Below are 21,948 nucleotides of genomic sequence, written 5' to 3'. Positions count from 1 at the left end.
AACTACTACTCCTCGGCAGGGCATGGCTCAGCGACGGTTCACTGCTCCTCGACGAACTCCGGCTCCTCCACCGTTGCGTTGTCCGAGCGGTTACGCGCCAAACGGTCAACGATCATCGCGATGGCGCCATCGCCGGTCACATTCGCTGCCGTACCGAAGGAATCCAGCGCGATGTAGGTAGCGAACATCAACCCGATCTGGGCCTCGTTGAAGCCCAACATCGAACCCAACAAACCGGATGCGGCAGCGATCGCGCCACCGGGAACACCCGGGGCGGCGATCATCATGACACCCAACATCAAAACGAACGGCAAATACTGCCTGAACCCGGTGTCCACACCCGAAAGCATCATGACAGCCAACGAGAACAGAACGATCTTCACCATCGAACCCGAAAGGTGGATCGTTGCACACAACGGGATCACAAAGTTACACACCGGATCCGAAATCTTGTTCTTCTTAGCGGCTTCAATCGTGACCGGAATCGAGGCGGCACTCGAAGCCGTACCCAAAGCCGTCACATACGCCGACCGCATATTCCACAGCGAACGCAGCGGGCTGCGCCCCGCAACAGCACCAGCGATCAGATACTGAAGAACCAGAACCGCCAACGTCAAAACTAACGCGACCAAAGCAACCAGCAAGAAGTTTCTGACCACATCGCCCACAGCACCCGAAAGGGTCAGGTCCATGAAAATACCGAAAATGAACAACGGGAGACCAGGGATGATGATGTTGCGGATCAGCTTGTCCACAATCTTGCGGAAATCAATCGCCGCATCGAGCAAAGCATTCGACTTGATCGCCGTGAGCCCCAAACCCAGAATGAACGCCAAAACCAGCGCCGGCAAAACCTCAATAGCTGGCGGCAACACGATCTCCGGAACCACTGGCTCCTCGGAAGCCTGCTGAACAATCGCGAAATAAGGGTTGATGTCCGCGCTCGCCTCGCCGATCCTCGGGGCATCACCGCCCAAGAATAACGGGAACACCGAATGAGCCACCGCATAAGCCAACAAACCGGCAGCGATCGTGGAACCATAAGCGATCCCAGCCGTCATCCCCAAAAGCTTGCCCGCGCCACGACCCAACTCAGCGATCGCCGGTAACACCAGGCCCAGAATGATCAGAGGGATCGCGAACGTCAGAATCCCCGAAAACAGCGAGTTATACGTCATGAAAACCCGGGCAAGCCAGCCCGGCATAATCGAGGCCCGCTCAGCCCCCTCACCATAGGTCGGTAACGAAAACGCGATGCTCGCCGCAATAGCGAGCAACACCCACACCAGCAAAGGGATTCGACGCAACACAGACATGATTCCTTCTAACAATTGGAGCAACGAGCCGCCTGCGGTCAGCCTACTCACATTGATGCCGAATAGTCACAGATCTCCCACTGCGCCGCGGCTCGTGAAACACTTGAAGAAAACACCCATGACACCGTGGCAGTGAATCCTCTACCCAAGGTGTGAACCCTCTACTAAAGGAGAACCATGACTGAAGCGATGCTGGTGGGCGGCGTACGTACTCCCGTTGGACGCTACGGAGGTGCACTGTCCTCTGTCCGTCCCGACGATATGGCAGCCCTCGTCATCAAAGAAGCCATCGAGCGTGCAGGCATCGACCCAGAAGTAGTCGACGAAGTCATCCTCGGCAACGCCAACGGTGCAGGCGAAGAAAACCGCAACGTAGCCCGCATGGCATGGCTGCTCAACGGCTATCCAGACTCCGTGCCAGGCATCACCGTCAACCGCCTGTGCGCATCGGGCATGTCCGCGATCGCGATGGCAACCCAGATGATCAAAGCCGGCGACGCCGACATCGTGGTTGCCGGCGGTGTTGAATCGATGTCGCGCGCCCCATGGGTCATGGAGAAACCAGCCAAGGCTTTCGCAACCCCAGGCAAGGTCCACGACACCTCGATCGGCTGGCGCTTCCCGAACCCTAAGTTCCTCTCCGGTGAACTCTCCCGCGACGGCAAATTCACCTACTCCATGCCAGAAACCGCGGAAGAAGTTGCACGCCAGTACAACATCTCCCGCGAAGACGCAGACGTATTCGCCTCCGCATCCCACGAAAAAGCGCTCGCCGCAATCGAAGCCGGCCGATTCAAGGACGAAATCGTCCCGGTCTCCGTATTCGACCGTAAGGGCAATGAAACCGTCGTGGACACCGACGAAGGCCCACGCCCAGGCTCGACCCCAGAGGTGCTCGCCAAGCTGCGCCCAGTCGTCAAGGGCGGGGAAGTCGTTACCGCAGGTAACGCCTCGAGCCTAAACGACGGCGCATCCGCGATCATCGTCGCCTCCGAAGAAGCCGTCAAGAAATACGGTCTCAAGGCACGCGCACGCGTCGTATCCAACGCCGCCGCCGGCCTCGCGCCGGAAATCATGGGTATGGGTCCAGTCCCATCCACCCGCAAGGCACTCAAAAAAGCCGGCCTTGAGATTTCCGACCTTAAAGCAGTCGAAATCAACGAAGCCTTCGCAAGCCAGTCGCTGGCCTCGATCCGTGAACTCGGCCTCGATCCAGAGATCGTCAACCGCGACGGCGGCGCGATCGCACTCGGCCACCCACTCGGATCCTCCGGCGCGCGCATCGTCATCACCCTCCTGGGGCGCATGGACCGCGAACTCGGCGAAACCGAAGGCCGCAAACTCGGCCTAGCAACCCTGTGCATCGGCGTAGGCCAGGGGCAAGCGATCATCGTGGAGGCCGTCTAAACCATGAGCTTCGACGCAACGGGCTTCACGGCCCTTGAGATCACCGAAAGCGAAGACCGCGTTGTAGCACGCATGAATCGCCCAGAGGTTCTCAACGCGATCGACCAAACCATGGTCGACGAGTTCCATACCCTGTGCGGATACCTCGAACGCACCCCGAAGATCCTCATCATCACCGGGGTAGAAGCCAACGAAGAAACCGGCCAGAGGGGTATCTTCGCATCCGGTGCCGACATCGCCCAGCTACGCGAACGCCGCCGCGAAGACGCCCTCGCCGGCATCAACTCGCAGATCTTCTCCCGCATCCACCGGCTCCCGATGCCAGTGATCGCAGCGATCGACGGTTTCGCACTCGGCGGCGGCGCCGAACTCGCCTACGCGGCCGACTTCCGCATCGCGACCCCTAAAGTCAAGATGGGGCAGCCAGAAACCAACCTCGGCATCACCGCGGCGGCGGGTGCGCTGTGGCGGCTCAAAGAACTCGTGGGCGAACCAACCGCGCTCGAACTGATCCTCGCAGGCCGCATCCTCAACGCAGAGGAAGCGCTCGAGCTCAAGCTCGTGACCGAACTCCACGAACCATCCGAACTCATGGCTGGCGCCCACGCGCTCGCCGACCGCATCGGAAAGCAAGACCCGCTCGCGGTCCGGATCTCCAAGCGCGTGTTCACGATGCCGCGGGACGCCCACCCTGCCGTCGATGAGCTCGCCCAAGCGATCCTGTTCGAATCCCAAGCGAAGTTCGACCGCATGCAAGCGTTCCTTGATCGCAAGAAGAAGTAGACCGCAAAAGAAGTAGAAGGTTGCAACGTAGATGAGCGATTTTCCAGCACAAGTTGGTGTGATCGGTGGCGGCCGTATGGGGGCCGGCATCGCGCATGGTTTCTTGACCTCCGGCAGCGAGGTCATCGTCATCGAAGCGAATGACGATGCGGCCAAGGCGGCAACTGAACGCGTCGCTACCTCGGTCCAGAAGTCGATCGACCGCGGCCTGGACGGCAGCGTTGATGACTGGATGGCTAAGTTCAGCGTCTCCACGGACAAGGCTGACCTTGCAGGCCTCGAGCTCGTCGTTGAGGCTGTTCCGGAGATCTGGGATCTGAAGGTCCAGACTCTCCAGGACGCCGAGAAGAACATGGACGAGACCGCGGTTTTGGCCTCGAACACGTCCTCGCTCTCGATCGACGGGCTCGCTAAGGAACTGGTCCGCCCAGGCCGTTTCCTGGGCCTGCACTTCTTCAACCCCGTTCCAGCGTCCAAGCTGATCGAGGTTGTTGTAGGCCAGCAGACTGACGAAGAGCTCGTGGACGCGGCACGCGGCTGGACCGAAGGGCTCGGCAAGACCGCGGTTGTGGTCAAGGACGCCCCAGGTTTTGCGTCCTCGCGCCTCGGTGTCGCCTTAGCGCTCGAAGCGATGCGCATGGTCGAGGCCGGCGTGGCATCCGCCGAGGACATCGACAACGCGATGGTGCTCGGCTACGGGCACGCATCCGGCCCGCTCAAGACCACCGACATCGTGGGCCTGGACGTGCGGCTTGGTATCGCCGAATACCTCGAAGAAACCCTAGGCGAGCGTTTCGCTCCGCCGCAGATCATGCGTGACATGGTTGAGCGCGGTGAACTCGGCATGAAGTCCGGCAAGGGCTTCTACGACTGGGGCAAGAAATAAACGAACGCTCTCGGCTGGCACGTGAGGCACGTGTTAGCTACTAACTGATCAACGATGCGGGTCCGGTAGTAACCGGGCCCGCATCGTTGATTAACGGCGCTGTGACGGTGCGTTTGCGCCGCCAAAGAAGTTTCGCCTTGTGAGTGATCTGCGACTCATGCGCTGGTAGTCTGGTAAGGAAAACTGACCGATCGTTCAGGAAAGGGATGTTGCATCCTTATGAGCACTTCCACGGTGACCGACGTTCTGCCAAGTTACGCGTGCGACGAATGGTGGACCCCGGCTGCTGAAGCCAAAGCAACCCCGGTATATGATGCATCGACCGGTGAGGCTATTGGCTCCGTCTCCGCAGAGGGCCTCGACCTTGAAGCCATGATCAACCATGCCCGCACAGTGGGGCAGAAGAACCTCTCCGAGCTGACGCTGCACGAACGTGCACTGATTCTGAAGCAGCTCGCCCAGTACCTTCAGGCCAACCGTGAAGAAATGGACCGCCTGAACCTCACGACGGGTGCCACCGCTCGTGACGGCATGATCGATATCGACGGCGGTATCGGTACGCTCTACACGTTCTCATCCAAAGGCCGCCGCGAGCTCCCGAACTCGAACGTGATCGAAGAAGGCCCCGTCGAGGTCCTCTCGCGTGACGGCTCCTTCCTTGGTACCCACATCATGCAGGCCCTGCCGGGCGTGGTGGTGCAGATCAACGCGTTCAACTTCCCGGTGTGGGGCTTCCTTGAGAAGTTCGCTCCGGCCTTCGTTGCGGGCATGCCGACCATCGTGAAGCCAGCAACCCCGTCGGCTCAGCTGACCGTTGAGGTCGTGCGCCAGATGATCAACTCTGGCCTGCTCCCGAAGGGCTCGCTCCAGCTCATCACGGGATCGGCACGCACCGTGATCGATCACCTCGACTACCGCGACATCGTCGCGTTCACGGGCTCGGCCAGCACCGCCCACGCGTTGCGTGAACACCCGAATGTGACCCGCGGCGGCGTCCGCTTCACCGCGGAAACTGACTCGCTCAACGCAGCGATCCTCGGCACTGACGCGACCGAAGGCTCCCCTGAGTTTGAGGCTTTCGTCAAGGCCGTTGCCGTTGAGATGACCGCTAAGGCCGGCCAGAAGTGCACCGCTGTACGCCGCATCTTCGTTCCGAAGGGCCTCAAGGGCGCAGTTGTGAAGGCGCTTGGCGCTGAGCTGGATAAGCGCGGCAAGGTCGGCGATCCGCGCGTTGAGGAAACCCGCATGGGTGCCCTGGTTTCGATGGATCAGCTCAAGGACGTCCGTGGCGCGGTCCAGAAGCTCATCGACGCCGGCGCGAAGGTCGCCTACGGAACCCCGGAAAGCGCTGACGATGCGTTGGTTGCCGAAGGCGGCAAGGTTGAGGACGGCGCGTTCATGTCGCCAGTCATCCTCGACTTCGAGGACGCCGAGACCCCTGAGCTCCACTCGGTTGAGGCTTTCGGCCCGGTCTCCTCGATCGCCGAATACGAAGACGCAGCTTCCGCGGTACGTTTGGCCGCGATGGGCGAGGGCTCCCTGGTCGCGACCGTGTGCTCGAACGACCCGGAGATCGTCGCCGAGGTTTCCAAGGGCATCGCTGGCCACCACGGCCGTGTGCACGTGCTCAACCGTGACACGATGAAGACCTCGACCGGCCACGGCTCTCCGGTTCCACACTTGATCCACGGCGGCCCGGGCCGCGCTGGTGGCGGCGAAGAGCTCGGTGGCGTGCGCGCTATCAAGCACCACATGTCCCGCACCGCACTGCAGGGATCCCCAGACATGCTGACCGCCGTGACCGGCGTGTGGCACACCGGGGCGGAACAGCGCCTGGCTGGCGACCCAGAGTTCGGCGGCTCGGACAAGTACCGCCACCCATTCCGCATCCCGCTCAACGAACTTCGTGTGGGGGATGGCTTCGCATCCGGTCTGCGTAAGGCAACCCGCCAGGAGATCACCGACTTCGCGAACACGACCGGTGACACCTTCTACGCGCACACCAACGACGAGGCAGCGGAAGCCAACCCGTTCTTCCCGGGCATCGTCGCTCACGGCTACCTCTTGGTCTCTTGGGCGGCGGGCCTGTTCGTGGAGCCTAAGCCGGGCCCAGTGCTGGCTAACTACGGCCTCGAGAACCTCCGCTTCATCACCCCGGTGGGCATCGATGACTCGGTGCGTGTGACCCTGACCGCCAAGCGCATCACCCCACGCGTGACCGACGAATACGGCGAGGTCGCATGGGATGCCGTGCTACACAACCAGAACGGTGACATCGTGGCAACCTACGATGTGCTGACCCTGGTCGAGAAGGAAAACACGACCTATAAAGACTGGAAGTAACCTTCCATAGACACACGTAAGGGGCGTGCCAGCCAGCTAGCTGGCACGCCCCTTCAACGTTCAAGTCCGCTTAGTAGGCACCGTGGCTTTGCCGCTTAGTAGGCGCGACGGCTTCGCCGCTTAGTAAGCCTTGTGGCGCTGCGGGACCTTGAGGTGGATCAGCGCGAACTGCCCGCCTTCAACGGTTTCCACGGCGTTCTTGACGGCCTCTGGGAGCTGGTCGTTGGTTTCAACGAGGAACCCCTTACCGCCGAAAGCATCCGCCATTTTCGCGAAGTTCGGGTTCTTCAACTGGGTACCGGATACACGCTCTGGGTATTGGCGTTCCTGGTGGGTGCGGATGGTGCCGTATTCGGCGTTGTCCATCACCACCACGAGGATCGCGGCGTTGTACTGGGCGGCAGTTGCGAGCTCTTGGCCGTTCATGAGGAACTCGCCGTCACCTGCGATGGTCACGACGAAACGCTCTGGTTTATCCAGTTTGGCGGCCACCGCGGACGGGATCGAATACCCCATCGAGCCGTTGCGTGCGGAGATCATCGCGGTATAGAACTCGGTAGGGAAGTAGCGGTGCGCCCAGTTGGTGTGCTCGCCAGCGCCGAGGGTCACCATAGCGTTCTCCGGCAGTGCAGGGACCAGGTGCGCCATGAGGGCATCCATCGTGGCTTGTTCGTTGCGGGTCGAGGCCTCTGGAAGGGTAGCGAACTTCTCTTGTTCGCCGCGCATGCGCTGGGTGAACGCCTTCCATTCAGGCTTCACATCCAGATCCATGCGGACGAGGTCGCGCACGAACGTGTCTGGCTTAGCGACGATCTGGTGGGTCACTGGGCCGGAGCGGCCGCGCAGCGACGGGTCGATTGAGACGATGAAGTTCTTCTGCTCCCAATTCTGGCGGATGTTGAACCCGTCAGTGATGACGTCGCCCGGCACGGTTCCGACGAACACGAGCAGGTCGGTCTCTTCGAGGAGGTCATAGGTGGGGCGTGGACGTCCGTAGCCGATCGGGCCAACATAGGACGGGGAAGAGAACGGCACGAGGCCTTCGCAGCGCCATTCAGCGGCCGCTGCGAGCTGGTGGTCTTCAAGCCATGCGGTGAAGGTCTTAGCGCCTTCCTCGCTCCAGTCGTTACCGCCGAACACGAACAGCGGCTTCTCCGATTCCAGCAGCGCGGACTTCAGCGACTTCCAGTCCTCAACCGTCATACCTCCGGTTGCCACCGGGATCGGTGGGTGCACCGGAACGGAGACTTTCTCGCGGATCACGTCTTCCGGAAGACCAACGACGACCGGGCCGGGTCGGCCAGAAACCGCGGCGAACATCGCCTCGGCTACGATCTCCGAGGCACGCTCCGGGTGGTCGAGGACCATGACGCGCTTGGCGCCGGTACCGAACCACGCCTTAGGGTCGAATTCCTGGAACGCTTCGCGGTCCCGGTGCTGGAACGGGATCAAACCAACGAACAATACGAGCGGGGTCGAGTCCTGCCATGCGGTATGCAGGCCGACGTGTGCGTTAGCTGCGCCCGGCCCGCGGGTCACCATCGCGACACCGGGGACCTGGTTGAGCTTGCCTTCCGCCTCAGCCATGTAGGTTGCCCCACCCTCGTGGCGGCACACGATGCTTTCGATGCCGGAGTTGTAGAGCCCGTCGAGCACATCGAGGTAGCTTTCACCCGGGACCACGTAGGTGCGTTCTACACCGTGGGCCTTGAGCGATTCGACGATGAGGTGGCCAGCAGATTGCTCAACTGCCTGCGGCTTGGACATAGAGACCTCCCACTAGGTGTTCCTGCCACCGGCCCACATGGCACAGGTGGTTCTTGCGTTACAGACACTTTTGCAGGTTTTGAGGCAAAAAGGTGAAATCGTGTCTTGTGTGACGAGGTTTAACTTGTAGAGATTTCTAATCGTGCAATAAATATTGCCAACAAGCCGCGCTACAGGAACAAGCTAGGTCGTGAGAGCAGGCCATGCTGCAGAGACCGACTAGCGGCGAAGGCCGCTTTAGTCTTCGTCGTCTTCGTCTTCCGGCTGCGGGAGGGGTTCTGGGGTTGGGCGGAACCACATGAGCCACGCATAGATCGCGCTGATGGTCACCAAGACCATACCGAACAGTTGGCTCAGCAGCGGCTGCGGCCCACCGGTCAGGTGTGGCAGCAGTGCGGAGGCCACGGTCATGCCGATGCCGCCGATCGCGGTGAGCGACCACGCCCATCGTGATCCGAAAGCGACACCGAGCAAGCCCGCCATGATGAGGGCGTTGAGACCAAAGTTCAGCCACGCGATGTGCATGGTTTCGGAGAAGATCAGTTGCGGATAGGCAAGGTCTGGGCCGAACTGCAGAAGCGCTACCACGCCCGTGTAGATGAGCAGCATGATCGCGCCCATAATCGAGAAGTTCGCGACCGGTACCGAGCGGGTGAACTTACCTGCCAGCGGATGCTTAGCCCACAAAGCAAGACCCACCGCGCCAACGGCGAACAGCGGCACCGCGCCGAGCAAGAGCATCCAGTTGGCGCTACCCGGGTAGAGGGCCACCGAGATGAAACCGAAGAACGTTCCGAGCATGCTGAACCACCAACCGAGTTCGTTGCGGTGAGCAAGCATGAGGTTGCCGATCGCGACGAAGACGAGGAAACCGATGTTCAGCAGGGTCAAGTTGGAGGACACGCTACCGGCGGGCGCGCCGGAAAGCTCAGAAATCAGGTGATCCACAAGGGTCCATTCTATCGAGTGGGCTATTGCAGGGTTGGACGGGAGGTTTCGAGGCCTTCGAATAGCAGTGAGATAACGCCGCGTTTGGCGCTTTCGGTGGACATCGAGTCATCCACACGCAGCCATTCCACGAGCGAGTTGATGGTACCGAACATGTAGCGGGCAACGTTGCCGGGGTTCAGGTCGCCTCGGATGCTGCCTTCGGCGATGGCTTGCTCGACGATGGTTGCGGTGAGCCGGTCGAGCTTGCGGCGGCGCTGCATCGCTGCGACTTCGATCTCGGAATTGCCGCGCAACCGTAGCAGGAGCAGGACGTAGGGGCGGCGCTCGATGAGGACCTCGATGGTTTCGGCCATGAGCGCTCGCAGCGTCGCTAGCGCTGTGGGTTCGGGGTTGGCCAGATGCTGCTGGAACGCTTCTTCGAGCGGATCGAGCGCGGCGTCGAGGGCTTGGCGGAGGATGTCGAGTTTGGATGGCACGTGGTGGTAGATCGCTGACTTGGAGATGCCGAGCCGTTCGGCGAGCATCCCCATGCTGGTTGCGTCGTAGCCGTGTTTGGTGAACATGTCGACGCATATGCGCAGCACCGTTGCGGTGTCGTAGCCGGGGCGTCCGCGGCGCGCGCCGGTTCCCGCCGCTGGCTCTGAAGGGAGTTCGGAGCGGGGGTCAGAGCGGGGGTCAGTTCCGGGGGTGCTCGTCATATGTGTGCTGTCCTTGATCTTTAGCCCGTGTGGGTGGTAGCCGTGGGCTTTAAGCGTGTTGGGGTGGCTTCCGTCGTTGGAACGGAAGCCACCCCTCCTCTGTGACCTACCTTAGCGGGTAGGGCAGGGTTTTACTGGTTGCGCAGGTCGTAGATGCGCTTGAGCTTACCCATCGAACGTTCCAGGGTGGCTGGATCGACGACGTCGATGCGGCAGGAAGACCCGATGTGGATCTTGATGAGCCGCTGCAGTTCCTTGCCGGCTTCCTCGGCGCGGTCGCTCGTACAGTCGTCGCGGCGTTCGACCTTGACGGTGAGTTCGTCCATGCGCTTTGGTCGGGTGATCTCGAGCTGGAAGTGAGGGGAGAGGCCCTCGACCTTGAAGATGAGCTCTTCGATCTGGGACGGGAACAGGTTCACACCGCGCAGGATGATCATGTCGTCGGAGCGGCCGGAGATGCGGCCGATGCGGCGGTGGCCTTCGCGTGCGGTACCCGGCAGCAGACGTGTGAGGTCGTGCGTGCGGTAGCGGATGACCGGGAGGGCCTCCTTGGTGAGGGTCGTGAAGACGAGTTCGCCTTCTTCGCCGTCTGCGAGCTGGCGGCGCTCATCGAATGGGTCGATGATTTCTGGGGCGAAGTGGTCTTCCCAAATGTGGGAGCCGTCCTGCAGTTCGTAGTTTTCGCCGGCGACGCCTGGGCCCATGACTTCGGAGAGGCCGTAGATGTCGGATGCCTTGAGATCGAACATGTCCTCAAGCTCGTCGCGCATTTCCTGGGTCCACGGCTCAGCGCCGAGGATCGCGTAGCGCAGCGAGGTTTTGCGTGGGTCGAGGCCCTTCTTCTGCATCGCGTCACCGATGGTCAGCAGGTAGGTTGGGGTCGATGCGATCGCGTCTGGCTTGAAGTCTTCGATCAGGGTGATCTGCTTGTCGGTCTGGCCGCCAGACATAGGGATGACGGTTGCGCCGACCGCTTCGATCGCGGCGTGTGCGCCGAGGCCGCCGGTGAACAGGCCATAGCCGTAGGCGTTGTGGACCTTCATGCCTGGGCGGACACCAGCCATACGGAAGCAGCGTGCACCCAGGCGTGCCCACGTGTCGAGGTCGTTCTTGGTGTAGCCGACCACGGTTGCTCGGCCGGTGGTTCCGGAGGAGGCGTGGATGCGGGAGACTTGCTCCATCGGTACAGCGAACATACCGAACGGGTAGGTGATGCGGAGGTCTTCCTTGGTTGTGTACGGGAACTTCGCGAGGTCGGACAGTTCCTTGAAGTCGTCAGGGTGTACGCCCTGGTCATCGAACTTCTTGGTGTACAGCGGAACGTTTTCGTACGCGTACTTGAGGATCTTGGCGGTGCGTTCGGTCTGGAGTTCGCGGATCTGATCCGCGCTCATTTTCTCTTCTGGGTCCAGCTGACCCTGATCGGAGAGAGCGATCTTTGACATGGTGTCCTCCTGGCGGGGAGATAGGGGCGTCTTCTAGGTCTGTAAAAGTCTGTGGTGGGGCGGGCTGGCGCGGGTTGGTTAGCGCACGGTTGGTGGGGCTGCGTTGATGGTGCGGGAGCGGCCCCGGAACTCGAGGATGGTTTCGGTTGAACCGTCGGCACGCTGTTGGGTCACGGTGATGTCGTAGAGCCCGGAGCGGCCGGCTTGGTTCACGACGCGGGCGACGGCTCGCAGCGGGAGGTCGGGTAAGCCTGGCTTGAGGAAGTTCACGTCAACACCCTGGGCGACGGTGTAGCTGGTTTCGGAGCCTGCTGGTTCGTTGCAGGCCATAGCGAACGCGACGTCGGCGAAGGTGAAGAGCATTCCGCCTTGAACGATGCCGAAACCGTTGAGCATCTCTTTGCGGGGCGTCATCTCGACTTCTGCGTAGCCGGGCTCAACTTTGATTGGCTCGATCCCCATCCAGTGGGTGCAGTGATCGAATTCGAGGATCTTGTGGTGCTTAGCCAGACGCGAGCCGAGCTCGGTGTTCGTTTCTGTCATCGACGCACTCTTTCACATCGGTATACATTCAAGCGCTGGTTCGGCAACGCTGGATGTTGGATCGGTGTACGGAATCGGTGTGCGCCGGCGGGCGGCGCGTAGGCTATCCCGGCCGTGTTCGGGGTGGGTTTAAGGCAAGCTCATTCATCCAGCCTGAACGAACGGTCGGTTATTCGATCTTAAGACTGGCCCGGCAACGTGTCAAAAATCACGTTGCCGGGCCAGACATATATCAGCGGGCTGAGCTCACTTGGCGCGCATCGTGCCTATTGCGTGATGCCGATCGCGCTGAGCATGAACGCGTACTCCCACGAACGGTCCTTCCACAGCTCGTAACGCCCGGAGGCCCCACCGTGTCCACCGTGCATTTCACACGTGAATAGCACTGGCTTGTCGGAGGTCGTGTGCTCGCGCAAACGCTGAACCCACTTGGCTGGCTCAACGTAGAGAACGCGCGTGTCATGCAGCGATGTGCGGGCCGCGATGAGCGGGTAGTCCTGCTTCGTAATGTTCTCGTAAGGGGAGTAGCCGAGCATGTAGCGGTAGACCTCTTCGTCCTCGATCGGGTTGCCCCACTCTTCCCATTCGAGTGCTGAAAGAGGAAGGTCTGGGTCCAGGATCGAGGTCAGCGGGTCAACGAACGGAACCGCTGCCAAGACCGCCTGGTAGAGCTCCGGCGCCTGGTTCAGCACAGCCCCCATGAGTAGGCCGCCCGCCGAACCGCCGAATGCGGCGATGCGCTTTGGATCAGCCCATCCGGCCTCGATGAGCCAGCGGGTCGCGTCCACGAAGTCATTGAAGGAGTTCTCCTTCTTGAGCTTCTTGCCATCGAGGTACCAGTGCCGGCCGCGCTCGCCGCCGCCGCGGATGTGCGCGGTCACGAACACGACGCCGCGGTCCAACAGGCTCGGGACCATGTAGCCGAAGCGGGGGTCGTTCGAGATTTCGTAGGAGCCGTAGCCGTACACGATCGTCGGAGCCGTGCCGTCAGCTTTCACATCGCGGCGCCGCAAGACCGTGAGCGGGATCTGCTCGCCATCGCGGGCGGTGGCCCACTCGCGGGTCGCAACATAGTCTTCCGGTGAGTAGTTGTTGACCGGCCCGGTGTGCAGAAGCCGGCATTCGCGAGTGGCTGGGTCCGCATCGTAGGTCTGATTTGGGGTGGTGTCGCTTGCCTTCTGCAAGCGGATCACGGGTGCTTCGAAGCTGTTCGAGCTCGCTTCGACCGCAACCGGGGCATCGCCCGCGTCTTCAATAAGCGGCTCCCAGAACTCCAGCTCTGTACCAGAGGCGAGAGCTTCATCGCTGAGCGCGGTCAGCGGGAAGATGCGGATGCGTGGGGTCGTCTCAGCGCGGACCGAAAGCACAGCGTGGGTGCTGGTTGTTTCTAGACTGTTGAGCTTGGTCTCGGGGTGCTCGGCGATCACCGGACGCCACGTGGAGCGGTCCGTGACCGTTGCGAGGTCCGCGATGTCGAGGCGGCCGTTCGGAGCCTCCGCATCGTGGAGGATGAGGGCCTGGCGGCGGCCATCGACCGTCACCGGGGCCACGCTGTTGAGGATGCGCTCTTCGCGTGAAACCAGAAGACGCGGCTCGGTTCCAGCCTCCATGCCTTCCCAGATCCAGGTCTCAGCGTATTCGGAGTTACCGGCTACGATCACGAGGTCCTGCTCATCATCGCTCGGTGCCGCACCGAGCCACATCTGGGCGTCATCCTCTTGATACAAGACCGTGTCTTCGGCCGTATCCGTGCCGATCGTGTGGACCTTGATCTGGTGCGGGCGCCACGTCTCATCCACCACCGTGTAGACGATGCGTTGCCCGTCCGGGGTGAAAACCGGCTCATAGAACGCGCCCTCGATGCGGTCGGCAAGCAACTGCCCCGTCGTGAGGTCCTTAACAAACACAGTAAAGCGTTCATCGCCTGTGAAGTCCGCGGCATAAACCAGCTTGGTGCCGTCGAGGGACACATCGAGCCCGCCAAGCGCGAAGAACGTGTGGCCTTCGGCGAGCGCGTTGCCGTCCACGAGGATCTCTTCGCCCTCGACTGGCTCGCCTGGCTTGAGGGCTGGCGGAGTCCAGTCCGCGGCTAGGTTCCCGGTGTCCGCGGCCTTGACGCGTGCGTGGATCGGATACGCCGATCCCTCAACCGTCCGAGCGTAGTACCACCAGCCGCGCGAACGCTTCGGGACCGCAACATCCGTCTGTACGACGCGTGCCGCGATCTCTTCATAGATTGCGTCTCGCAGAGGCTTCTGCGCAGCGGTGACGGCATCGGCGTATGCGTTCTCAGCCTCGAGATGCTCGATGACCTTAGGGTCTTCCGAGTTCCGCAACCATTCGTATTCATCCGTGCGAGTATGGCCGTGATGCGTGACCGAAACGGGCCGCTTCTCAGCTACAGGTGGCTGCGAAGCGCTTTCCGTTGCAGCGGTGGCTTCCGGCGCGGTGGTGGCTTCCGGCGTAGAAGATTCAGAATTCGTAGTCATAGGACTTATCTAATAAAGAAGCCCTCGCAAGCGTCAACCAACTCCGCTCACGGCATAGCGCGCGGCTACACGAGAGTCAGGAGACCCACGATGCATGAAGCCGAGAGCGCAACCACGCCCACAGCCCCGCCGATGAGTGCACGCTTGCGCCGCCGCCTACCCTGCGCGGCGTGCGCGCGGGCGGCAACGACCGCATCGGGCGCTGGGCCCTTCAACCGCGGGGCGCGGGCGAAGACCTTATCCAGGTCCTCGCGCAACTGGCCATGGAAGGCCTCCGGAGAGCACACAACAGGCCGCATCGCAGCATCGAACCACGTATGCGGGCCAGACTCATCCTCGATCACAGCACCCGGGAGTTTGATGGACAAACCGTGCAACGACTCAACCTCAGACGTACTGCCGGGCTCCATGCGGGCCACCGCGAACGTGTCCTCGCCGATGGTCGCGAGCACATCCGTGTCCCATCCCCGGTATTCAGTAGGGAACTCGTCGATGTGCAGCGGCGGCACAATCCACTCTAAAGACCCGACCCGCCACTCTAAAGACCTGACCCAGTCCCGGCCTTCCGGGGCAGTGGTGCTACTGAACGGCAGATGGACGGTCTTGCGAGCCATCCCCACAACCTTCGCAACAGCATCCGCGTTGACTACTGGCTCAAACGGCCGCGAACTGAACGCCCGCTCAGGTGAGAAAGGCGGGCCGGAGAACGCACCGCGCTCGCCGGCGGCTGCGGTGGCCCCGGTGTGCCCGGCTTCGGCGGCCCCGGTGTGCACGGCTGCGGCTTCGGCGGCTAGGTCCTCGGATGGATTCGCGAAGGCGTGCTCAAGCAGTGCGGCGCGTTCCGCATCCGCTACCGGGGCGGGCGTGAGTGCGGTGACGCCGAGGGTGTCGCCGAGCGCGGTGAGTTCGAATTCGGCCTGGCCCGTGGCCTGTTGTGCTAGATGGGCGTTGAGCTGGGTGCGGATCACGTGGGCGGCGGCGAACCCGGTCTCGGAGTGGGGTAGTAGCGCTGTGAATGCTACCTTCGTGGGTTTCATCGCGAATAGCCCTGCCCGCTGGAGGTTTCCAGAAGTGCTAGTCGTACTGGATCCGCCGCGCAAAACCGACCCCGTAGCCGCATCATCTGCATGGGTGGTGGCGGGGCTGCTGAGGCTCACGAGGTTGTGCTCCTCGGGCGCATCGTGTCCCGTGAACGTGCACAGGCGAGCGACGCCGGGGCCGAAAAGTTCGGTCACCACGGAGGTTGACGGGGCGGTGCCCCGTTGCGGTTCGACGACCGGGAGGGCCTGCACCGTCCATTCCGTGAAGCCCGTGCGGATCGTTGCATCGGCGACCCAGTGCTGCGGGCAATGATGCGTGAGCGAGACCTGCTGAAGGGTAGCCTCGGTTGCGGCCTCGACCTCAGCATCTCCGGAAGCTAACCGAACGAGCCGTGCCCAAGCTGTCTCCACCTCCGATGCTGGCCCCGTGAAAGAGACGCGGTTATGCGTCGCGTGCACATCGACGTGCACATCGACCTGCGCATCGGCCTTGCCGGCAATGCACCAGGAGGCAATCGCGATCAAATTGTTGCAAAGCGAATCTTGCTCCTGGACCCGATAATGCGCAGAACCACGAGCGAACCACACGGAAGCTTGAATATTACGAGGCTCGATGACGCAAGAATTGCTAGCAGGCGTTAAGAGCCACCCTCCATGCAGTGCTGCATCCCACGGATTTCCTGGCATCGGACCTCTTCTCTCGAGCCTCAATACGGTGTCAAATCGACCGACAATGGACGGCTAGAAAACCGGTATAACCATCATCTCAAGTGGATTGAGAGCCTCAGAGCCGCTAGGCTTGCATCCTTGTGACCTTCCTCACCCACGGGTGAATGCCGTTGGTTCGTCATCGCCTCGGGTGTAGGGCCGCCGCGCTTTAGCGACGGATCGAACTTGAGACAAAAGAAACGGACCCGATATGAGTTACTCGCACTCTTATGCAACCGGGGCACAGAGTCAGGAAGGCAAGCTCCCGCTGACGCGGATGACCATCTGGGCGATGCTTGTCGCTCTAGTAGCAGCCATCCTGGTGCCAGCCGCAACAGCTCGCGCCGCCACTGGACTCCAGCCATCGGCAACCGTGCCGGCCACCGCATCGCCTGCTGAAAAACAAGGCGAAGACTCCGTGGAAGGCAAGACCTTCACGATTGCAACCGACACCACCTTCGCGCCATTCGTGTTCCGCGAACCAGGAACCGGCGAGATGATCGGTATCGACATGGAGCTGCTGGATGCGATCGCTCAAGACCAAGGCTTCAAAGTCAATCTCAAATCGCTTGGTTTCCAGGCCGCGGTCTCATCTCTGACCTCCGGCCAGGCCGACGGCGTCATCGCCGGTATGGGTGTCACGGACGAACGTAAGAAGATCTTCGACTTCTCGGATGCTTACTACGAGTCCGGCTCTGTGATGGCGATCAATGAAGACGATGACGAAACCAAGGGGTATGAAGACCTCAAAGGTAAGACCGTTGTCGCCAAGGGCGGCTCCGAAGGTGAACGCGCCGCCAAGAAGCTCGCTAAAGAATACGGCTTCAAAATCAAGCCTCTCGACCAGTCCGCCGCGATGGTCCAGTCCGTCAAGAACGGCTCCGCAGTAGGTGTCTTCGATGACGACCCGGTGCTGCGTTACGGCATCACCCAGGGCTCCGGCCTGAAAATCGTGACCCCAAAGATCCCAGGCGGCGACTACGCTTTCGCGGTCAAGAAAGGTCAGAATCAGGACCTGCTGAAGGCCTTCAACCGCGGCCTTGCCAACCTCAAGGCTTCTGGCGAATACCAGAAGATCATGAGCAAGTACCTCGACCCACAGGAAGCTGAAAACGCCGGCAACATCATCGGCCTGCTCAAGCAGTCCTGGCCAGCGCTTCAGAAGGGCCTCATCAACACCCTGGTCATCACCGGCGTCTCGTTTGTGATCGCGATGGTGCTGGGCCTCATCTTCGGGTTCATGCGCATCTCCGGCAGTATCGTGCTACGCGGCATCGCACGCGCCTACGTCGCGATCTTCCGCGGAACCCCGCTGCTTGTGTGGGCGTTCCTGTTCTACTTCGGTGTGCCACAGCTCTTCGACGTCAAGGGCGACGTCTTCGTTGCCGGTGTCGCAACGCTGGCCCTCAACGCGGGCGCCTACCTCACAGAGATTGTTCGCGGTGGCCTCCAAGCCGTGGACCCAGGCCAGATGGAAGCTGCGCGTTCCCTCGGCATGGGATGGGGTAAGTCGATGCGCCGGGTCGTAGTCCCGCAGGCAGTCAAGATCTCGACCCCATCGATCATCAACCAGTTCGTGATCACGCTCAAAGACTCCTCGCTGCTACTGACCATCGGTTTCGCAGAACTGCTCTACCAGGCGCAACAGATCTACGCAGCGAACTACCGCGTGACCGAAACCCTCATCATCGTCGGCATTATGTACTTTGTGGTCATCACCATCCTCACGTGGATTGCTGACCTCGTGGATAAGAAGGTGAACAAGTGAGTACCCAATCACACGGCAATGAAGCAACCGAGAAAAAAGTAGACGAGGCAGCCGCGCAGGATGCAGCGGCACAGGATGCGGCGGCGGAGGCAGCCGCGCTGGAGCCAACTGTGTCCGATGCGGCGGCCGAAACCGTCATCGAGGTCACCGACCTGCGCAAAGCCTTCGGCAAGAACGAAGTGCTTAAGGGGATGAACCTCAACGTCAAGCGCGGCGAAGTCATCTCGATGATCGGCCCATCGGGTTCCGGTAAGTCCACGTTCCTGCGTTGCCTCAACCGGCTTGAGGAAACCACGGGCGGGACCGTCAAGGTGCTCGGTCGAGACATCACCAGCCCCAAGGTCAACATCAACAAGGTTCGTCAGAACATCGGTATGGTGTTCCAGCACTTCAACCTGTTCCCGAACATGACAGTTGAAGAGAACGTGATGCTCGCCCCGGTTGAGCTGGGACGAGTGAATAAGCAGGAGGGTCGCAAAAAAGCCGCGGCACTGCTTGAGCGCGTAGGGCTTGGGGACAAAGCGAAGGCCCGCCCGCAGGAACTCTCCGGTGGCCAGAAGCAGCGCGTAGCGATCGCCCGCGCGCTCGCTATGGAACCGCAGATCATGTTGTTCGACGAAGCGACCAGCGCACTCGACCCTGAAATGGTCGGGGAAGTGCTCCAGGTGATCCGCGAACTCGCGCAAGAAGGCATGACCATGATCCTGGTGACCCACGAGATGGGCTTCGCCCGCGAAGTCTCCGACCGCGTGCTCTTCCTCTCCGACGGCGTCATTTGCGAAGAAGGCCCGCCAGAGGAGCTGTTCGGTAACCCGCAACAGGAACGCACCCAGAGCTTCCTCGCCAAGGTCCTCTAACAAGGTCCGCGACAAGCGGCCCACATGACGATGCGGTGGCCGGCACACCTAGCGTGTGCCGGCCACCGCATCGTTGTTTATAAGGCCACCGCATGGTTTACAAGGCCCACGCTAGGCGGCGATTATTAACAGTGTTAGCACCGCCTGAGCACAGCGAAATAACTTGCCTTGTGAGAGTGCTATCACATATCCTGAACGAACGGTCAGTAAATCTAACTGGCCCCTCATACCCTTATTCATCGGAAGCAGGAGCTGATCATGAGCACCACCGTGACCGAGCAAACCGGCCAGGACTTTGATCCGCAAGCCGAGTTTGAGGCCCTGATCGCACAAGACGGACGTGTAGAACCGCGCGACTGGATGCCCGAGGCCTACCGCAAGACGCTGGTGCGCCAGATCTCCCAGCACGCACACTCCGAAATCATCGGGATGCAGCCTGAAGGCAACTGGATTACCCGCGCACCAAGCCTCAAGCGCAAATCCATCCTGATCGCCAAGGTCCAGGACGAAGCCGGCCACGGCCTCTACCTGTACTCGGCAGCAGAAACCCTCGGTACTCCACGCGATGAGCTCGTTGAGCAGTTGCTCGACGGCACCGCGAAGTACTCCTCGATCTTCAACTATCCAGCCAAGTACTGGGGCGACATCGGCGCTATCGGCTGGCTCGTGGACGGCGCGGCGATCGCCAACCAGGTTCCACTGTGCCGCTGCTCCTACGCTCCATACGGCCGCGCGATGGTCCGCGTCTGCAAGGAAGAGTCCTTCCACCAGCGCCAGGGCTTCGAAGCCCTGCTTGCGCTCGCCCGCGGAACCGAAGAGCAGAAGCAGATGGCCCAGGACGCCATCAACCGCTTCTACGAGCCAGCACTGTGCATGTTCGGCCCACCAGATGCTGACTCGAAGCACTCCAAGCAGTCCATGGCCTGGAACATCAAGCGCTTCTCCAACGACGACCTGCGCCAGCGCTTCGTCGGCATGATCGCAGAACAGGTCAAGTTCCTGGGCCTAACCCTGCCAGACCCAGACCTGCACTACGACGAAGAAGCCGGCAAGTGGATCCACAAGGAACTCAACTGGGACGAGTTCTGGCGCGTCGTTAAGGGCGGTGGCCCAGCTAACGCCCAGCGCCTCGAGCACCGTCGCCAGGCACACGAGAACGGGGCCTGGGTACGTGAGGCCGCCGCAGCATACGCACGTAAGCAGCAGGAAAAAGTGAGGAAGGCAGCCTGATGAGCGCAGAGAACCCAACGAACGCAACCGGCGCATCGCTCGCAGACACCAACGAATGGCCTCTCTGGGAGGTCTTCGTCCGTTCGTCACGTGGCCTCTCCCACGTGCACGCCGGATCCCTGCACGCACCGGATGCCGATATGGCGGTCCGCAACGCACGCGACCTCTACACCCGCCGCAACGAAGGCGTATCCCTGTGGGTTGTTCAGTCCGACGACATCATTGCCTCGGACCCGCAGGACAAGGGCGCGTTCTTTGAATCGCCAAAGGGCAAGGACTACCGCCACGCCATGTACTACACCGAGTCTGAAGGGGTGAAGCACCTGTGAAGTCTGAGGAACTCGATGAGCAACTGGCTGGCTACGGCGACTCCGTCGCCTCCGCTACTCGCGTCACCCCAGGCCACGCTCTGCGCCCGGAAGACATCGCGTTCAAGGAAGCCCCAAGCTCCGAAGACGTCGCCGAATACGCGCTCTGGCTTGGCGATGATGCGCTTATCCTCTCGCAACGCCTGCAGAAGTGGGTCTCCAACGCCCCAGAAATGGAAGAGGACATCGCCCTAGCCAACATCGCGTTGGACCTGTTGGGCCATGCCCGCTCCTTCCTGACCTTCGCAGGTAAGTTCTGGGACAAGGACGAAGACGAGCTCGCATACTTCCGTGACGAAGACGACTTCCGTAACCTCGTCATGGTTGAACAACCCAACGGTCACTTCGGCGTGACCATCGCACGCCAGCTGCTGTTCTCGGTCTACCTTGAACTGCTGTACTCGCGGCTGGTGAACTCCGAAGACGAGCTGATCGCGGCGATCGCTGATAAGTCCCTGCGCGAAGTCCAGTACCACGTGGACCACGCCCAACAGTGGACCCTGCGCCTTGGCCTGGGAACCGAAGAATCACACGAGAAAATGGTCCACGCGTTCCGCGTACTGTGGCCACACGTCGAAGAGATCTTCATCGACCATCCACTGCAGGAACGCCTCGCCGAAAAGGGCATCGCCGTACTGCCATCAACCCTCCGCGAAGAGTGGGACACCCGTATCAAGGCCGTCCTCGAAGAAGCCTCGCTCGAGGTCCCAGAGGAGCCCGGTGCCCTGGTTGACGGCCGTTCCGGCAACCACTCTGAACACTTGGGCTACATCCTGATGGAAATGCAGGTGTTGGCCCGCCGACACCCAGGAGTTAAGTGGTGACAACTGATCGACGTAGCGCGCCGGCAACCGAGCAAGACACGGTAGCCGACAAGGACACGCTCTGGAACATCGCATCCAGCGTGAACGACCCGGAAATCCCGGTGCTCAGCATCCATGACCTCGGTATCCTGCGTGACGTTGAGCTCGACGGCGACACCGCCGTCGTGACCATCACGCCAACCTACTCCGGTTGCCCGGCCATGGATACGATCGCCGATGACCTGCGCCTCGCGTTCCGCGAAGCAGGCTATGCCGGCGCGCGCGTCGAACTCACGCTGAGCCCAGCGTGGACCACCGACTGGATGACCGAAGAAGGCAAGAAGAAACTCGCTGAATACGGTATCGCTCCACCAGCCGGGTTATCGAAAGATGGCGGCAAAGTGATGCTCGGGCTGAGCGTCAAATGCCCACGCTGCCACTCACTGAACACCCGCGAACTTACTCGTTTTGCTTCGACGGCATGCAAGGCGCTGTACCAGTGCAATGACTGCCACGAACCGTTCGACTACTTCAAGGTGCACTGAC

At 61.3% G+C, this 21,948-nt stretch carries 18 protein-coding genes; 10 read left to right on the top strand and 8 right to left on the bottom strand.

What is annotated here, in order from left to right:
- Window positions 1-38: 38 nt before the first annotated feature.
- A complete protein-coding gene (locus HMPREF3175_RS01260) occupies window positions 39-1,316 on the bottom strand; it encodes a dicarboxylate/amino acid:cation symporter (RefSeq protein WP_070490286.1) in 1,278 nt (425 codons plus the stop codon).
- Between the two features lie 177 nt (window positions 1,317-1,493).
- On the opposite strand from HMPREF3175_RS01260, the gene HMPREF3175_RS01255 reads away from it, so the two are divergent.
- The 4 genes from HMPREF3175_RS01255 to paaZ all read left to right on the top strand — a co-directional run bounded on the left by HMPREF3175_RS01255 (window position 1,494) and on the right by paaZ (window position 6,735).
- The gene (locus HMPREF3175_RS01255) at window positions 1,494-2,723 is read left to right on the top strand and encodes a thiolase family protein (RefSeq protein ID WP_035757893.1); all 1,230 of its coding nucleotides are present in this window, start codon (window positions 1,494-1,496) and stop codon (window positions 2,721-2,723) included.
- 3 nt (window positions 2,724-2,726) lie between these two features.
- Entirely contained in the window at window positions 2,727-3,506 is a 780-nt protein-coding gene (locus HMPREF3175_RS01250; protein WP_035757895.1) for an enoyl-CoA hydratase/isomerase family protein, read from the top strand.
- Between the two features lie 31 nt (window positions 3,507-3,537).
- Entirely contained in the window at window positions 3,538-4,392 is an 855-nt protein-coding gene (locus tag HMPREF3175_RS01245; RefSeq protein WP_070490285.1) for a 3-hydroxyacyl-CoA dehydrogenase family protein, read from the top strand.
- Window positions 4,393-4,611: 219 nt separating this feature from the next.
- Complete coding sequence (paaZ, locus tag HMPREF3175_RS01240; protein ID WP_035757901.1) at window positions 4,612-6,735, top strand: phenylacetic acid degradation bifunctional protein PaaZ; 2,124 nt, start codon at window positions 4,612-4,614, stop codon at window positions 6,733-6,735.
- Window positions 6,736-6,855: 120 nt separating this feature from the next.
- On the opposite strand, the gene HMPREF3175_RS01235 is transcribed toward paaZ, so the two are convergent.
- From HMPREF3175_RS01235 to HMPREF3175_RS01205, 7 genes are all read right to left on the bottom strand, one after another.
- A complete protein-coding gene (locus tag HMPREF3175_RS01235; protein ID WP_070490283.1) occupies window positions 6,856-8,502 on the bottom strand; it encodes a thiamine pyrophosphate-dependent enzyme in 1,647 nt (548 codons plus the stop codon).
- A 237-nt stretch (window positions 8,503-8,739) separates the two neighbouring features.
- Window positions 8,740-9,450, bottom strand: a complete 711-nt coding sequence (locus tag HMPREF3175_RS01230) for a hypothetical protein (RefSeq protein ID WP_070490281.1) — start codon at window positions 9,448-9,450, stop codon at window positions 8,740-8,742.
- A gap of 23 nt (window positions 9,451-9,473) precedes the next feature.
- On the bottom strand, window positions 9,474-10,151 hold the full coding sequence (locus HMPREF3175_RS01225) for a TetR/AcrR family transcriptional regulator (RefSeq protein ID WP_070490280.1): 678 nt from the start codon (window positions 10,149-10,151) through the stop codon (window positions 9,474-9,476).
- 131 nt (window positions 10,152-10,282) lie between these two features.
- Window positions 10,283-11,596 carry an AMP-binding protein gene (locus tag HMPREF3175_RS01220; RefSeq protein WP_070490279.1) on the bottom strand — a complete coding sequence of 438 codons (1,314 nt, stop codon included), beginning with the start codon at window positions 11,594-11,596 and terminating at the stop codon, window positions 10,283-10,285.
- Between the two features lie 78 nt (window positions 11,597-11,674).
- Window positions 11,675-12,139 carry a hotdog fold thioesterase gene (locus HMPREF3175_RS01215; protein WP_070490278.1) on the bottom strand — a complete coding sequence of 155 codons (465 nt, stop codon included), beginning with the start codon at window positions 12,137-12,139 and terminating at the stop codon, window positions 11,675-11,677.
- Between the two features lie 266 nt (window positions 12,140-12,405).
- Window positions 12,406-14,628: a S9 family peptidase gene (locus HMPREF3175_RS01210; RefSeq protein ID WP_070490277.1), complete on the bottom strand. Its 2,223-nt coding sequence runs from the start codon at window positions 14,626-14,628 to the stop codon at window positions 12,406-12,408.
- A gap of 65 nt (window positions 14,629-14,693) precedes the next feature.
- The gene (locus HMPREF3175_RS01205) at window positions 14,694-16,193 is read right to left on the bottom strand and encodes a hypothetical protein (protein ID WP_070490276.1); all 1,500 of its coding nucleotides are present in this window, start codon (window positions 16,191-16,193) and stop codon (window positions 14,694-14,696) included.
- A 394-nt stretch (window positions 16,194-16,587) separates the two neighbouring features.
- Here HMPREF3175_RS01205 and HMPREF3175_RS01200 point away from each other — a divergent pair, with 394 nt between their 5' ends.
- From HMPREF3175_RS01200 to paaD, 6 genes are all read left to right on the top strand, one after another.
- Window positions 16,588-18,144: an ABC transporter substrate-binding protein/permease gene (locus tag HMPREF3175_RS01200; protein ID WP_256173783.1), complete on the top strand. Its 1,557-nt coding sequence runs from the start codon at window positions 16,588-16,590 to the stop codon at window positions 18,142-18,144.
- A gap of 110 nt (window positions 18,145-18,254) precedes the next feature.
- Complete coding sequence (locus tag HMPREF3175_RS01195; protein WP_305366908.1) at window positions 18,255-19,001, top strand: amino acid ABC transporter ATP-binding protein; 747 nt, start codon at window positions 18,255-18,257, stop codon at window positions 18,999-19,001.
- A gap of 258 nt (window positions 19,002-19,259) precedes the next feature.
- A complete protein-coding gene (gene paaA / locus HMPREF3175_RS01190) occupies window positions 19,260-20,231 on the top strand; it encodes a 1,2-phenylacetyl-CoA epoxidase subunit PaaA (protein WP_070490274.1) in 972 nt (323 codons plus the stop codon).
- Window positions 20,231-20,560: a 1,2-phenylacetyl-CoA epoxidase subunit PaaB gene (gene paaB, locus HMPREF3175_RS01185; protein ID WP_035757913.1), complete on the top strand. Its 330-nt coding sequence runs from the start codon at window positions 20,231-20,233 to the stop codon at window positions 20,558-20,560. Before paaA ends, paaB begins: the two co-directional genes overlap by 1 nt.
- Window positions 20,557-21,423 carry a 1,2-phenylacetyl-CoA epoxidase subunit PaaC gene (gene paaC, locus HMPREF3175_RS01180; protein ID WP_035757915.1) on the top strand — a complete coding sequence of 289 codons (867 nt, stop codon included), beginning with the start codon at window positions 20,557-20,559 and terminating at the stop codon, window positions 21,421-21,423. The genes paaB and paaC overlap by 4 nt, the downstream gene beginning before the upstream one ends.
- Window positions 21,420-21,947 carry a 1,2-phenylacetyl-CoA epoxidase subunit PaaD gene (paaD, locus tag HMPREF3175_RS01175; RefSeq protein WP_083285265.1) on the top strand — a complete coding sequence of 176 codons (528 nt, stop codon included), beginning with the start codon at window positions 21,420-21,422 and terminating at the stop codon, window positions 21,945-21,947. The genes paaC and paaD overlap by 4 nt, the downstream gene beginning before the upstream one ends.
- Window position 21,948 lies beyond the last annotated feature (1 nt).

Origin of the sequence: Arthrobacter sp. HMSC08H08 (assembly GCF_001807575.1) — a bacterium.
Classification (GTDB): Bacteria; Actinomycetota; Actinomycetes; order Actinomycetales; family Micrococcaceae; genus Pseudoglutamicibacter; species Pseudoglutamicibacter albus.
Note: the sequence above shows the minus strand (reverse complement) of the source record. Positions and strands in the feature narration are given on the sequence as shown.